General features: G+C 37.1%; 13 protein-coding genes and 1 riboswitch. Of the genes, 2 read left to right on the top strand and 11 right to left on the bottom strand.

Annotated features, from left to right (window positions below):
• The 4 genes from V7164_RS24025 to V7164_RS24010 form a co-directional block, all read right to left on the bottom strand.
• Positions 1–131: cold-shock protein (locus V7164_RS24025; protein WP_335355464.1), on the bottom strand; the 131-nt coding region annotated here is incomplete at its 3' end.
• Between the two features lie 794 nt (positions 132–925).
• On the bottom strand, positions 926–2,584 hold the full coding sequence (locus tag V7164_RS24020) for a glycerol-3-phosphate dehydrogenase/oxidase (protein WP_335355462.1): 1,659 nt from the start codon (positions 2,582–2,584) through the stop codon (positions 926–928).
• A gap of 61 nt (positions 2,585–2,645) precedes the next feature.
• Complete coding sequence (glpK, locus tag V7164_RS24015) at positions 2,646–4,136, bottom strand: glycerol kinase GlpK (protein WP_335355461.1); 1,491 nt, start codon at positions 4,134–4,136, stop codon at positions 2,646–2,648.
• A 124-nt stretch (positions 4,137–4,260) separates the two neighbouring features.
• Positions 4,261–5,091, bottom strand: coding sequence for a Ku protein (locus V7164_RS24010; protein WP_335355460.1), 831 nt, complete (start codon positions 5,089–5,091; stop codon positions 4,261–4,263).
• A 148-nt stretch (positions 5,092–5,239) separates the two neighbouring features.
• On the opposite strand from V7164_RS24010, the gene V7164_RS24005 reads away from it, so the two are divergent.
• Entirely contained in the window at positions 5,240–7,081 is a 1,842-nt protein-coding gene (locus tag V7164_RS24005) for a DNA ligase D (protein WP_335355463.1), read from the top strand.
• Between the two features lie 20 nt (positions 7,082–7,101).
• Here the strand turns inward: V7164_RS24005 and V7164_RS24000 are convergent, their stop codons facing one another.
• The 5 genes from V7164_RS24000 to V7164_RS23980 all read right to left on the bottom strand — a co-directional run bounded on the left by V7164_RS24000 (position 7,102) and on the right by V7164_RS23980 (position 11,399).
• Positions 7,102–8,349 (bottom strand): EAL and HDOD domain-containing protein, encoded by a 1,248-nt coding sequence (locus tag V7164_RS24000; protein ID WP_335347694.1) that lies wholly within the window; start codon positions 8,347–8,349, stop codon positions 7,102–7,104.
• Between the two features lie 146 nt (positions 8,350–8,495).
• Positions 8,496–8,966 (bottom strand): 6,7-dimethyl-8-ribityllumazine synthase, encoded by a 471-nt coding sequence (gene ribH, locus V7164_RS23995; protein WP_335347693.1) that lies wholly within the window; start codon positions 8,964–8,966, stop codon positions 8,496–8,498.
• A gap of 15 nt (positions 8,967–8,981) precedes the next feature.
• The gene (locus V7164_RS23990; RefSeq protein ID WP_335355459.1) at positions 8,982–10,175 is read right to left on the bottom strand and encodes a bifunctional 3,4-dihydroxy-2-butanone-4-phosphate synthase/GTP cyclohydrolase II; all 1,194 of its coding nucleotides are present in this window, start codon (positions 10,173–10,175) and stop codon (positions 8,982–8,984) included.
• Between the two features lie 37 nt (positions 10,176–10,212).
• Complete coding sequence (gene ribE / locus V7164_RS23985; RefSeq protein ID WP_335355458.1) at positions 10,213–10,866, bottom strand: riboflavin synthase; 654 nt, start codon at positions 10,864–10,866, stop codon at positions 10,213–10,215.
• 95 nt (positions 10,867–10,961) lie between these two features.
• The gene (locus tag V7164_RS23980) at positions 10,962–11,399 is read right to left on the bottom strand and encodes a RibD family protein (RefSeq protein ID WP_335355457.1); all 438 of its coding nucleotides are present in this window, start codon (positions 11,397–11,399) and stop codon (positions 10,962–10,964) included.
• A 143-nt stretch (positions 11,400–11,542) separates the two neighbouring features.
• Positions 11,543–11,688: riboswitch (FMN riboswitch) on the bottom strand.
• A 135-nt stretch (positions 11,689–11,823) separates the two neighbouring features.
• Here V7164_RS23980 and V7164_RS23975 point away from each other — a divergent pair.
• On the top strand, positions 11,824–12,651 hold the full coding sequence (locus V7164_RS23975; protein ID WP_335347689.1) for an EcsC family protein: 828 nt from the start codon (positions 11,824–11,826) through the stop codon (positions 12,649–12,651).
• A gap of 32 nt (positions 12,652–12,683) precedes the next feature.
• Here the strand turns inward: V7164_RS23975 and V7164_RS23970 are convergent, their stop codons facing one another.
• Positions 12,684–13,253, bottom strand: a complete 570-nt coding sequence (locus V7164_RS23970; protein ID WP_335355456.1) for a peroxiredoxin family protein — start codon at positions 13,251–13,253, stop codon at positions 12,684–12,686.
• A gap of 105 nt (positions 13,254–13,358) precedes the next feature.
• On the bottom strand, positions 13,359–14,144 hold the full coding sequence (locus tag V7164_RS23965) for a hypothetical protein (protein WP_335355455.1): 786 nt from the start codon (positions 14,142–14,144) through the stop codon (positions 13,359–13,361).
• Positions 14,145–14,212 lie beyond the last annotated feature (68 nt).

Here is a 14,212-nt window from a genome sequence, read left to right as displayed (position 1 = left end):
CCTTCTTCTAAAGTTTTGAAGCCATCAGTTTGGATTGCAGAGAAGTGTACGAATACGTCTTGACCTTCTGAAGACTCGATGAATCCAAATCCTTTTTCTGCATTAAACCATTTAACTTTACCTGTGTTCATGTTATTACCTCCAAAAATATGTTTCACTATAAGTCTTTAATATATAGGCTTTAACATAAAAAGATCGTACCCACAATAAATGAGGAATAAAATCGTCCACAATTTATTGTAGCTACGACCACTTATCCAAAAATATATATAACGAACATTACAGCGTTAACCTTATAATAAATGAGGAACCTAATATTGTCAATAACAAAAGGATAAATTACATTTATTAAACTATTTGGCCTATTCGAGGCTTTACTATGTTATGCTTCAGCGCATAATCTTAGTATAACACCTAAAACAATGAAAGCCCTACCTCTCTTCCATCCTTACGGCTCCAAGACCGTGCCAGCGGGAATTAGGTATTACAGAAAATCAGTTCATTATCGAGATTAATAAAATAATTGTGATTTTTCATTTTGTAGAATTTAAAACTGAAGTGTAGATGTTTCGGGTATTCAGAAGAAGATTTAAGAAGAAATTGCATATAAGCTGCGAATTGATCAATTATAATTTTTTATTCCGAACCTTAAACAAACGAATGATGTATTGGGTTACATCAATATTCACTACTCTACGAGTAAACCTCAAATAAGCAAGAATTTATTGTATCAAAAAATAAACTGTAAGTCAAATACCATTTCAATTTGAAAATTATGGATTCCTACGAGAAATAGATTAGAGTCTGTCCTGAAGTTAGTTTTTCATTTTCTAGACAGACCCAATACCGAAAAGGGAAAAGAAGCTGTGCTATTAGTTGATGATCGGGATGTTCTGATGAATTTGCCTATTCATACACCCAATTACTATTCATCTGGTGTTGTTGCATCGTTTAATTCCTGCTCCAGTTCCATAGTAAATTGTTGCTTCCTCTTTTCACTCCAGCCAAAGTATTCTGACATATAATAGTGTACCTGCTTTCGATATTTCCTTACTGAATGTATATCAAATAGCAGGTCACCTGTTCTTCTTATAAAAAAGTCAGAAGGGGTCGAAGCCATTTCATATTCTAGTGCATATTTGAGCTTAACCCATAAAGTAATTGGCATTTCATATTTCTCCGCTTTATTACTGCTATCAGTTTCAATCATTTTAAATAATATTGGAGCATTTGACCCGTACATGGAAACGAGATGAAAAGCCTCATCTTGTGTTAGTCCGATTTCTATACCAACCCGTGATAAACCTTCGATGAAAGCTTTATAATTTCTAGAACCTCCAACATCCCCTCCAGAAATAGCCAAAGCCTTTGTCATGCAGCCGAGAAAATATCTGTTATTTTTCGCTATTAATTTTCTTGCAAGTAAATTAACAACGGTCTCTGCCATTTTACGGTATCCCGTTAATTTACCGCCTGCAATCGTAATGAGACCAGATGGAGCTTCCCATATCTCATCTTTCCGCGAAATTTCCGAAGGGTCCTTCCCCTCTACCGAGATTAATGGGCGAACTCCAGCCCAGCTTGATTCAATATCCGTTTCTCTCACCCCTGCATCTGGAAACATATCGTTAATTGCATGGATGAGATAATCTCTATCTTTCATAGTTATTTTTGGATTTTTAGGATCATGATTATAGAAAGTATCTGTTGTTCCTACATAGGTTTTTCCATTTCTCGGGATCGCAAAAATCATGCGGTTATCTGGTGTGTCAAAATATACAGCCTGCTCTAAAGGTAATTTAGATTGGTCAAATACAACATGGACACCTTTTGTCAGCTGCATTGTCTTTCCTTTTTTTGAACCATCCAAGTCCCTAATAAAGTCAACCCATGGCCCTGAAGCATTAACAATTGTATGTGCCTTAATCTCGTACTCTTCTCCTGTTAACTGATCAACTGCCATTACGCCAGCTACTTCATTATTATTATAAAGAAGCTTATAGGCCTTCGAATAATTTATTGGTACAGCTCCCTTTTCATAGGCTGCTTTCAACACTTCAATTGTTAAACGAGCATCGTCCGTACGATACTCTACATAATATCCAGCACCCTGAAGTCCTTCCTTTTTAATAAGAGGGACTTTCCCTGCCGTTTCTTGAGCATCTAGCATCCTTCTCCTTTCTTCTCTTTTTACACCTGCTAAATAATCATAAGCTCTAAGACCTATTGAAGTGCTAATCCGTCCAAACGTTCCACCTTTATAAATCGGCAGAAGCATCCATTCAGGTGTTGTGACATGTGGCCCATTCTCATAAACAACGGCTCGTTCCTTCCCAACTTCTGCAACGAGTTTAACCTCAAGGTTTTTCAAATAGCGAAGACCGCCATGTACTAGCTTTGTTGAGCGGCTTGATGTGCCTGAAGCAAAATCCTGCATTTCAACTAAAGCGGTCTTCATCCCTCTAGAAGAGGCATCGAAAGCGATCCCCGCACCAGTAATTCCCCCGCCAATTATCAAAACATCAAATTGATTCTTTTTCAGTTTGTTAATCATTTCGTGTCGGTTTTTGTTTGAAAACATCAATATTTCATCCTCCTTTTCAAAAGTCAGTAAAGTTTCCTATAAGGAGAGGATGTTCGATCTTTTATTTAAAAGCCATCGCCGCATGAACTGCTTTCTTCCAGCCGTTATATAGGTCATTTCGATTCTCTTCCAGCATATTGGGGTAAAAAGAACAATCAATTGCCCATTTCTCAGCGATTTCTTCTTGGCTTCTCCAGAAACCAACTGCAAGTCCTGCTAGATAGGCTACTCCAAGTGCAGTCGTTTCATTAATGGTAGGACGTTCGACCGGAACATTTAATATATTTGATTGAAATTCCATGAGAAAATTATTTTTCACAACTCCTCCATCTACCCGCAGTTTTTTTAAATTTATTCCCGAATCAGCTTCCATGGCGGATAGGACATCTTTTGTTTGATAAGCAAGAGATTCTAAAGTCGCTCGGATGAAATGTTCTTTCGTTGTTCCTCTTGTTAAACCAAATATAGCTCCACGAACATCGCTGTCCCAGTAAGGAGTACCAAGACCAACAAAAGCAGGAACTACATATACACCATCAGTAGATACAACTTTTTTCGCATATTTCTCACTATCTTTAGCATTTTTAAGCAGCCTTAGCCCATCTCTGAGCCATTGTATGGCAGACCCCGCAACAAAGATACTCCCTTCTAAAGCATATTCCACTTTTCCATTTAAGCCCCAAGCAATAGTTGTTAACAGTCCATGCTCAGAACGAACAGCTTTTTCACCTGTATTCATTAACATAAAACAGCCTGTGCCGTACGTATTTTTTGCCATGCCTTTTTCAAAACAAGCCTGTCCGAAGAGGGCTGCCTGCTGATCCCCCGCGATACCAGCAATCGGCACTTCCCTGCCAAAAAAGTGAGAGTCTGCTGTATGCCCGTATATTTCAGAAGAAGGCCTAACATTAGGAAGCATACAATCTGGTATATCAAGAATTCGGAGCAAATCTTCATCCCATATTAAATCATATATATTAAACATAAGTGTCCGTGAAGCATTGGAAAAATCAGTTACATGGCATTTCCCGCCTGTAAGCTTCCAGATAATCCATGTATCCATCGTGCCAAACAATAACTTCCCTTGTTTTGAATCTGCCTTGGCACCCTCAACATGATCTAATATCCATTTAACCTTCGTGCCTGAAAAATATGCATCAATTAATAAACCAGTCTTTTCACGAAAAAGATCATCATAACCTTGGGATTTTAATTGTTCACAAATATCGCTTGTCTGTCTAGATTGCCATACAATGGCATTATATACGGGAGTGCCTGTTTCTTTATTCCACACAACAGTCGTTTCCCTCTGATTTGTAATCCCAATTCCAGCAATTTGCTCAGGTCTTACACCTGATTCTGTTAGAACTGCAGCAATAACCGCCAAGATTGACCCCCAAATTTCATTTGGATTATGCTCAACCCAACCCGGGTTTGGAAAGTATTGTTTAAATTCCTTTTGCGCAATATGGACAATGGCTCCCTTTTGGTCAAAAATGATCGCACGAGAGCTTGTCGTTCCCTGGTCTAGAGATAACATATACTTTTCCACTTTCCATCTCTCCCTATAGTAATAATCCGCAACTTTTTTCCTTATTATTACTATATTAGCAAAAACAATTAATTTGCGATAAAAAACCGATTTTGTTCAATACAAAATCGGTAAGTGATATTCATTATGCTTCCTTCTTAGCTTTTGTTGCCACACGTTTTTTCTTGGCTGCCGGTTTTTTAGGCTTTGTTTTATCAATCGATGCTTGTAACGCCGCCATTAAGTCTGTCACATTGGACACTGGCTCTTTTTCTGTAGGAGTGACTATTTCTTTTCCAGTTCGCTTCGATTCAATTAGCTCAAGTAAAGCTGTTCGGTACTCATCCGTATATTTTGCCGGTTCAAATTCTGTTGTAAGTTGATCAATTAGAAGAATGGCCGTATCAATTTCTTTTTTCGTTACTTTATCCTCTGCTGGCACATTTGGAACATCCACGGCATTTCGAACTTCATCTGGATAATGAATCGTTTCCATGACTAGGGTTTTTTCATAAACACGAATAACGGCTAGCTGTTCCTTAGAACGGATGATAATTTTCGCAAGTCCAACTTTTCCGGAATCCTCTAATGCCTTTCTGAGTAAGGAATAAGCTTTACCTCCTCCATCACCTGGAGACATATAATAGGTTCTATCATAATAGATAGGATCAATTTGCTCCATCATGACAAAGTCCATGATTTCAACGGCTTTATCTTCATTTTCCTTCTTCAGCTTTTCCAAATCGTCATTCTCAAGAACGACAAATTTCCCTTTTGTATATTCATATGCTTTAACAATGTCTTCATTCTTTACTTCTACGTCACAGACCGTGCATTTTTTTTCATATTTGATTGGGGAATGACATTCTTTATGAAGATTCCGAAGCTTAATATCTTTATCCTCTGTTGCTGCGTGCAGCTTAATTGGGATATTGACAAGACCAAAGCTGATACTTCCTTTCCACATTGTATGCATAAGTAAACTCCATTCTTCTTTTTCTTTAATTTGTGTGAAATGCAGAGACTCATACCCTTAAACTTTTGGAAATGGAGTAGCGAATAATAAAAAGGGAATTCTATAATTATTAACTTGTTTAGATGTGAGGAAAGGATGTTCGATAATGATCAAACCAATGCTGCCTAGTTTATCTTTTGAAGCCCCTAAAGGAAAGGATTGGCTTTATGAGGTGAAATATGATGGATTTCGTGCCATCTTACATTGGAGTCAGCATGAAATGTCCTTAGAGAGTAGAAATGGTAAATCATTGCTAACGATTTTTCCCGAAATTAAATCGTTTCTAGATGCCAAATTAGAGCTATTTCGCCCCTTTCTTCCAATAACACTAGACGGAGAACTTGTTTATCTAGAAAATGCATTTAAAGCTCATTTTGGACAGATCCAAGTGAGGGGGAGGATGAGGTCAGACAAGAGAATTGAAGAAAAAGCAAACACCTCACCGTGTCATCTACTGATTTTCGATCTATTGGAACTAAAAGGAGAATCATTAAAGGATTTTGATTACCTTTCAAGAAAAAGGAAATTAACTGAACTGTTTAAACATTGCTCACTCCCTATCCAGCCGGATGAAAACAGCAGACAACTCATGCAGCTAATTCCCTTTTATCATACGTTTCAAGAAATTTGGGACAAGGTTACACTTTATGATGGTGAAGGAATTGTCGCAAAGCAGGAATTGAATAAATGGGAGGAAGGGAAACGAACATCATTATGGATCAAATACAAGAATTGGAAATATGTTTCCTGTTTCATTACCGCTTATGATAAAACGAATGGCTATTTTTATGCTGGTGTTTTTCAAAATGATCAGGTTTACCCAATTGGACAATTTCTATTTGGATTGAAGCCGGACGAAAAAAAGGCACTATTTGAAACCATTAAGGCTAATAAAACGGATGATGATGATCAATTTTTTTATGTCGAACCCGGTATATGTGTTGAAGTGAAATACTTAGAAATTTATGAGAAACAGATGAGAGAACCCCACTTTCACAGATTTCGCTTTGATCTGAAGCCCAAGGATTGTAAGTATGAACAATTTATCCAGCAGCAGAAAAATCTGCCTTCAGATATTGAAGTGACACATCCTGATAAACCATTATGGGAAGATCCACCTATACAGAAAATCGATTATTTACATTATTTAAGAGAGATTTCTCCTTATATGCTTCCTTTTCTCAAAAATCGGCTTCTAACAGTGATCCGCTATCCGCATGGTATTTTCGGTGATCCCTTTTATCAAAAGAATTGTCCTGAATATGCGCCTGAATTTGTAGAAACGAACATGTCTGAAGGAATTAATTATATCGTGTGCAATCATTTAAAAACGTTGCTCTGGCTCGGGAATCAGCTCTCATTTGAATTTCACATCCCTTTTCAAACCATTTACAGTAAAGGGGCAAGTGAAATTGTTTTTGACCTGGACCCGCCATCAAGAAATGAATTTGGTCTAGCTATTAGAGCTGCTCTTTTAATTAAAGACGTTCTAGACCAGCTCAAATTGATTAGCTTTGTGAAAATATCCGGGAATAAAGGGCTGCAAATCTATATCCCTTTGCCAGAAAATACGTTTTCCTATGAGGACACAAGATTATTCACTTCATTTATAGCTGAATATTTAATATCAAAAGATCCCGATTCTTTTACAATTGAGCGTATGAAAAAGAACAGAGGAAACCGGCTTTATGTTGATTATATTCAGCATGCTGAAGGAAAAACAATTATTTCCCCCTATTCACCACGCGGGACAAAAGAGGCTACTGTGGCAGCACCCCTTTATTGGGAGGAAGTAGTTAAAACGTTAAGAGTAGAGGACTTTCAAGTACCAAATATTATTAAGCGCGTCAATCAACACGGTGACCCGTTCAAAACCTATTTCGAAACAAAAGAAAAGCAAAATTTTGAACCTATATTGCAATTTTTAAGGAATAAAAAACCTGCCTTCTAATTAATGGCAGGTTTTCATCTTTATGGTGAAAATTTTTCTTCTAATACGAGGTCATTTGACCAGTTTAAAGATTCTGCATACAATTTAAATAGATCTTTTTCATCAATACTCAATTCTTTGCATTTTTCACTAATGATGCTCCACTGAGCTGTTTCCACTGCAAGAACGAGATCTAAAACATCCTTCAGTTGATTGGACTGACCATTCAATGCGTCACAAATCTCTTCTTCAAGAGGAAGCTCCTTTAGTATCATGCTCATTGGCATAGATAAAATCGAATCCATGATGGAAAACATGCCTGTCATAAAATAACTTGATGACGGCGCCCTTTTCACTTTCATTTTTGCAATTTCTTCACATAATTTTGCTCTTGTGAGACTAATTTGAATGGTTTCTTGAGATATTTTTCGCTTCTCAATTGTCGATTCCCGCACAGCTAAAACATATATCCATTTCTCCAATTCAATTAAACCGAGCAATACTACTGCTTGTTTAATCGAATTTATTTTTTGCTTAGGTCTAAATGCAGGGGAATTAATTAATTTTAATAATTTATAGGATAGGGAAATATCCCTTTCAATCAGTTCCGTAATTCGATCAATACTCGGTTCATTAGTTGCAAAGTTTTGGATCATTTCATAGTAAGAGTGAAAATAAGCTGGAATATCACGAGTTGATAGTATACTTGGCTTAGCAAAGAAATACCCTTGGAAATAGTGATAGCCTCTTTTCCGAGCATTGTCAAATACCTCTCTAGTTTCAACCTTCTCTGCCACTAATTTCAGATTCATTGACTTAACAACCCATTCAATTCGCTCTCTCATTTCTGCTGTAGTTGAAAGAAAATCGACTTTAACAAAATCCGCATACTTTAGTAGTTCATATGAATATTTATTTTCTTCATTGAAAACAAAATCATCCAATGCTATCTGGTAGCCCAGCCCCTTTAGCTCTTTGCAGATTTCTACTAATTCAGCACTTGGTTCAATGGATTCCAAAATTTCAACAACTATATCACGCGGTTGAAAATAAGTAGGAAGTCTAAGATTTAGCAGTTTTTCGGTAAAATTAATAAAACAAGGCCTACCGTTAGATAACTTATCAATCCCAATATTTAAAAAACTATTTACGATAAGTTCTGTTGTCGCTTGATCACCATCTACATCAGGAAAGGCATTCACCTTCTGATTCCTGCGGTAAAGAAGCTCGTATCCGAATACATCTTCATTTGCAGTAAGAATTGGCTGCCTCGCTACAAAAACTTCCATATAATACCCTCCGACAATTCTGCATTATATAATTGTCACTATTGTATACAAAAGATTACGGTTAGTTTGTCGAAATATGCAATAATTGAAAAAATTATTTGTTCTTATGTCAGTTTATATAGAGAAACAGAATATACCAATCATTCTTATAAGGAAAGCTGTTTATATAAATTACCCATCTCAATGGCTCCGACCGCTGCATCCCAGCCTTTATTTCCAGCCTTAGTACCTGCACGTTCAATTGCCTGTTCAATCGTGTCTGTCGTTAACACGCCAAAAATAATGGGGATTCCGCTCTGCATTCCGATTGAAGCAACCCCTTTAGCAACCTCATTACTGACGAAATCAAAATGTGGTGTTGCGCCTCTTATAACTGTACCTAGTGTAATAATCGCGTCATATCCCCCGACTTCAGCAAGCTTTTTGGCTGTTAATGGGATTTCAAAAGCTCCTGGAACCCAAACTACGGTTACATCCTCTTCCTTTACACCGTGACGTTTAAGGGCATCCTCAGCCCCAGTTAATAATTTTCCAGTAATAAATTCATTAAATCGTCCTACGACAATTCCTATTTTCAAACCTGTCCCAACTAAATGTCCTTCAATTACTTTTTTCATTGCTCATCTCTCCCGTTAAAATTTTAATAAATGACCAAGCTTCGTTTGTTTCGTTTTTAAATATGCTTCATTTTCAGTTTTTGCCGGCATTTGCAATGGGACACGTTCTGAAACCTCTAGCCCATACCCTGCCAATCCGGCAATTTTTCTCGGATTATTTGTTAAAAGCCGCATTTTTTTCACACCTAAATCTCGCAAAATTTGGGCACCAACTCCGTATTCACGTAAATCATCGCCAAATCCAAGCTTATGGTTTGCCTCAACTGTGTCGTATCCCTCTTCTTGAAGTTCGTAAGCCTTCATTTTGTTAATGAGCCCAATTCCTCTGCCTTCCTGCCTCATATATAATAGGATGCCTCTCCCTTCCCTTTCAATTTGGGCTAAGGCGGCTTCCAGTTGAGGTCCGCAGTCACATCTATTTGAACCAAAAACATCTCCAGTTAAACATTCGGAATGGACTCTTAATAGGACAGGCTCCCCTTCAGTAATTTCTCCTTTTACTAAAGCAACATGTTCCTTTCCATCTAAATTACTCGTATACCCAACAGCTCTGAACATTCCATAAACTGTCGGAAGCTGAATGTCAGCCTCTCTTATCACAAGAGAATCATGTTCTAGTCGATATTCAATTAACTGTTGAATCGTAATCATTTTTAGGTCAAATTTTTTGGCGATGATCTCTAAATCCTTTACACGGGCCATTGTTCCATCATCCTTCATAATTTCACAGATGATACCCGCTGGCTTTGCACCGGCGAGACGTGCCAAATCAACAGCTGCTTCCGTATGTCCCGCTCTTCTTAATACTCCACCTTCCTTTGCAATTAAAGGAAAGATATGGCCAGGGCGATTAAATTCATCCGGATGTGCATCATCTTTCAGCATTTTTTCAATTGTAAATGCCCTCTCAAAAGCACTTATTCCAGTAGTTGTTTCTTTGTGATCGATTGATACAGTAAAGGCTGTGCCGCGACTGTCTGTATTTCTTTCTACCATTGGAAGAAGATCTAATTTTTGAGCAAGCCCTTCAGAAATCGGAGTACAGATGAGTCCCCTTCCTTCTTTCGCCATAAAATTGACTGTCTCTGGGGTTACATACTCGGCAATTGAAAGAAAATCTCCTTCATTTTCCCTATCTTCATCATCACAAACAATAATGACTTTTCCTGCCTTCAAGTCTTCTAATGCTGCCTTTATTTCACTGAACATACTTTACCTCCTGCTGCCTTTTTAGTTTGAAAAAAAATTAAAGAAAACCGTTTTCTTTTAAAAAGTCTTCAGAAATCCCTGCATTCTCTGCCTTATTAATTTGTTCCTTCGTCATGAATGAATACAGATATTTGGCCAGCATATCAAACTCAAGATTAACAATTTCTCCAACTTGCTTAAGTCCTAATACCGTTTCCTTTGCAGTATGAGGAATTATTGAAACTGTCACCGATTTTTCTGTTACTCCAAAAATAGTCAACGAGGTGCCGTCAATAGTGATGGACCCCTTCATTAAGAGCAAATGGCTAAAGGAACTAGGCACTGATATTTCAATATAAATAGCATTTTCATTTACTGTCTTTTTGAGTATTTTTCCTGTACCATCAACATGGCCAGTCACGAAATGTCCGCCAAAACGTCCGTTTGCAGCCATGGCTCTTTCGAGATTAACCTTTGTCCTATCCTTTAATGATGACAAGGAAGTACTTTTAAACGTCTCCGGCATAACATCTGCTGAAAAGCCGTCATGATTAAACTCTGTCACAGTAAGACAAACGCCATTGACAGAAATACTATCCCCTAACCGAAGATCTTGGAGAATTTTAGAAGCTTTAATCGTTAATATAATGGTGTTTCCGATTGCAGCGGCACTTTTTACGGTACCTAACTCTTCGATAATTCCTGTAAACATAATTCAGATTCCTCCTTTAGAGGGTCGCGAAAAGCATCTGCACGATTCGAACCTACTTCATTTCCAGAGAAAATAATTATTTGTGCAGATTGATCTCAAATTATATTTTCTTTTTTTAAAGACGTACGCAAATGCGTGTCTAACACAAATCGAATGGAATTTTTTCCACCTTGGGGCAGTCTGGTGGTTAAATGTGGATTATCATAAATAATTGTATTGACACTTATCAGGATGATATCTTTTTCATGTCTTAATTGGTGAACATCTAAACTGGACTCTGGAGAGGTTATCAATTTGCTGCCACCTATTTTTGCAGCCATTTTCCCATCAAATGGTACAGCTGCCTTTAACATTACATAAGGGAGTTTCGTTTTGATATCGTAATAAAATTGTTCATTTATAGCACGAGCCGGTCCCGCCTTTAAATGGGCGCCTAGTCCAAGTGCTTCGCTAATCTTTACAACCGCTCCAACCTTTGCATACATACTAGTTTGTCCACTAGTAGATAGGGCCATCGTTAGGACAAATTCCATATTCTTATGAACCTGCATCTCCTGTTTAATTGACTCATTTCATTTAAATCTCTCCAGAAAAAAACCCGTACAAATTGTTGTACGGGGCATAATAACATAGCAAAATAAACGTAAAGAAAAAATCTTTTTTTACGCAATCTTGTCCATTCCTTCTCCCATCCAGACTTTAACTGTCGGCTTTGGAGTTTCACCAAATCCACCGTTTTCAACATTGAAACCGGGTCACGGACTAAGAGGATATATCCTCATCACCGCCGGTTGGGAATTTCACCCTGCCCCGAAGGAATATTATTCGATTTAAAGAAATAGTAACATGAGTTATATAAATATACAATTTTAAAGTAACTTGGCTGAAACAAATTGAAACTTTTCTACTGATTTCACGTATATGTATTTATCTAAAACGGGAAGGAATTTTGTTTAAATGGAAACAAAAGAACAATTACTGCTTGAATTAAAAAAGAGTGAAGACTGGGAAAAGGCGCAAAATGACTTATGGTTTTGGGAAAAACTCGGCAGACTGCCATTTAAGCTCTTGGACAAGTTCACACCCGCTTTTTTACAGAAGAAAATCGGGGTCATCCTTGATGAGCTTGGCCAATATATTCAATCTGGGGGACGGTATTTAAGCTCCGTTTCCTCCTTAAAGTCATATTATCCCGATAAGCAAATCAATCATTTAGAGGATGTCAATTTGATTGCTATCAATGAAATGGATGTTGCCGTCACAAAACTGACGAGCAATCGGAAACGTCTGGCTACTGTTCAAGGAGCGAGCACAGGGGTTGGCGGCATTTTAACCTTGTCCCTAGATATTCCCCTTCTTCTCGGGATCCAGTTAAAGACCCTTCAGGACATCGCTATTTGCTATGGATATGATCCAAAAGATAAAAAAGAAAGAATGTATATGGTAAAAGTCCTGCAATTCGTATCTTCTGATATCGTTGGAAAAAAGGCGATCCTGCAGCAACTATCCTTAATCGATTCGCCAAATGATAGTGCCAAAAGAGAAGTGATTTCAGAAATTCAGGGATGGCGAGAGGTTGTGTTTACTTATAGGGATCAAATCGGCTGGAAGAAACTCTTTCAAATGATCCCTATCGCAGGTCTTTTATTCGGTGCCTTTATTAACCGCTCTGCAGTGAATGATATTGCTGAAGCTGGAATGATGCTCTATCGAAAACGGCGAATTAAAGCGAAATTAGCAGAAATATTAATGGAAAATGAGAAAAACTGCATTGCCAATGATTAGCAATGCAGTTTTTTATATCTTTATCTCTTCTTTTAAGGCAAGCGTTGAATTAGTTTTTCCATCGCCTCTTCGTCAACTGCCCCTAACACTTTTTTACGAATAATACCATCTGAATCGATAAAAAAGCTTGTTGGGTAGACCATAATGCTGTAATCACTAAATGCCTGTCCTTTTTCATCAAGCGGAATTGTAAAGGTTAATTGATAATCGTCCACAAATTGATCAACATCATTTCTGTTTTTTTCAGATGTCGTCACATTTACACCTAGTATTTCAAATCCATCATTTTTATATTTGCTATACAGCTTCTCCATATGCGGCATTTCTGCCTTACAAGGAGGACACCAAGTTGCCCAAAAATTTAACAGCACCTTTTTCCCTTTATAATCACTAAGCTTTACTATATTCCCATTTAAATCCGAAAGGGTAAAATCAGGTGCCCTTTTGCCTTCCTCTATACCAGTTTGAATAGTTTCAGGATTTTCTATCTTATCGTATTTCTGATTAAAGTTCGTTACAATCCCTTTATCCTTGAGAATCATTTTATCAACAATAAATAAACACAGTACGATTATGCCCACAATTAGCAGAAACTTTTTCATGCTACACCTCATAACTAATATCTTGATGCAAAATCTCTATTGATTAATATACTATATTAGCCTATAAGAAACCATTTATCTGCATGAGCTATGCTATGTGGAGAATTAGTGATTAGTCGACTGAAATAATTTAGTTAAAATCGCATACGTCAAAAGCTTGTCCTCTGCGGAAATTGGTTGTTCAAAAGTAAGGATTGGCGTATTAGGATCTTTAAATCGATTTCCCCATTCTAGTGGCATCCAGCCTTTACGCAGCCTGCCTATTGTTATTAAGTTACGGTCGAAAAATCTAATATCCATAAATTGAAAGGATCGCTTAACAAAAATCGTATTTTTCTCATTTTCAAAAGTGAAAGTAAAGCTTTTATTAGTTGGCTTGCAAATACAAGTTGAAAGGACCTCAAAATTGGAATCCGCTATTTCTATCTGTTTTTTCTTTAAAATAAAGCATCCAATTAATTGGTTTGTTGCATCATAAAGTCCATACCTTTTCTCGATAACCCTGTCTAGGAAATAAGGTAAAAACCATCGAAACGGCCAAAATTGCCTATCCCTAATTTCTCCGAGCAAGTTCCCATTTATATCAAACATTTGCATTCTTAAGGTAGGAGCCGGCAGAAAAGTAATCACCACCTGTTCCTTATCAAATAAGTGACCATCATTTAAATGATTTTGTACACTCGAAATTTCCTTAGAACGCAGATTGTTTAATAAATAATAATGATAGCAAATAAGGCTATAAAGTAAAAAAGGAATAATCACTAGAACTATATTCTTGTTTGGTTCAATAATGATTACATAAAGGATCAACAAAATAGGAGGCACTAATGAGGCAAGGCTGGCATTTAATGATATCATAGCTGATTTCTTATAATATTCTTGAATATTCATAACCAAATCTCCCAACATATCCAGTAGGAAATTTATTCCCAGTATTGTGTTTATATGCTAAATTAATA

This window comes from Bacillus sp. JJ1474 (assembly GCF_036965225.1).
Classification (GTDB): domain Bacteria; phylum Bacillota; class Bacilli; order Bacillales; family Cytobacillaceae; genus Cytobacillus.
Note: the sequence above shows the minus strand (reverse complement) of the source record. Positions and strands in the feature narration are given on the sequence as shown.

Coding starts and splice junctions, on each gene's coding strand:
- V7164_RS24010 (WP_335355460.1), bottom strand. CDS start 5,091: ATGCATACAATGTGGAAAGGAAGTATCAGCTTTGGTCTTGTCAATATC.
- V7164_RS24000 (WP_335347694.1), bottom strand. CDS start 8,349: ATGGAAGTTTTTGTAGCGAGGCAGCCAATTCTTACTGCAAATGAAGAT.
- ribH (WP_335347693.1), bottom strand. CDS start 8,966: ATGAAAAAAGTAATTGAAGGACATTTAGTTGGGACAGGTTTGAAAATA.
- V7164_RS23990 (WP_335355459.1), bottom strand. CDS start 10,175: ATGTTCAGTGAAATAAAGGCAGCATTAGAAGACTTGAAGGCAGGAAAA.
- ribE (WP_335355458.1), bottom strand. CDS start 10,866: ATGTTTACAGGAATTATCGAAGAGTTAGGTACCGTAAAAAGTGCCGCT.
- V7164_RS23980 (WP_335355457.1), bottom strand. CDS start 11,399: ATGGAATTTGTCCTAACGATGGCCCTATCTACTAGTGGACAAACTAGT.
- V7164_RS23975 (WP_335347689.1), top strand. CDS start 11,824: ATGGAAACAAAAGAACAATTACTGCTTGAATTAAAAAAGAGTGAAGAC.
- V7164_RS23970 (WP_335355456.1), bottom strand. CDS start 13,253: ATGAAAAAGTTTCTGCTAATTGTGGGCATAATCGTACTGTGTTTATTT.
- V7164_RS23965 (WP_335355455.1), bottom strand. CDS start 14,144: ATGAATATTCAAGAATATTATAAGAAATCAGCTATGATATCATTAAAT.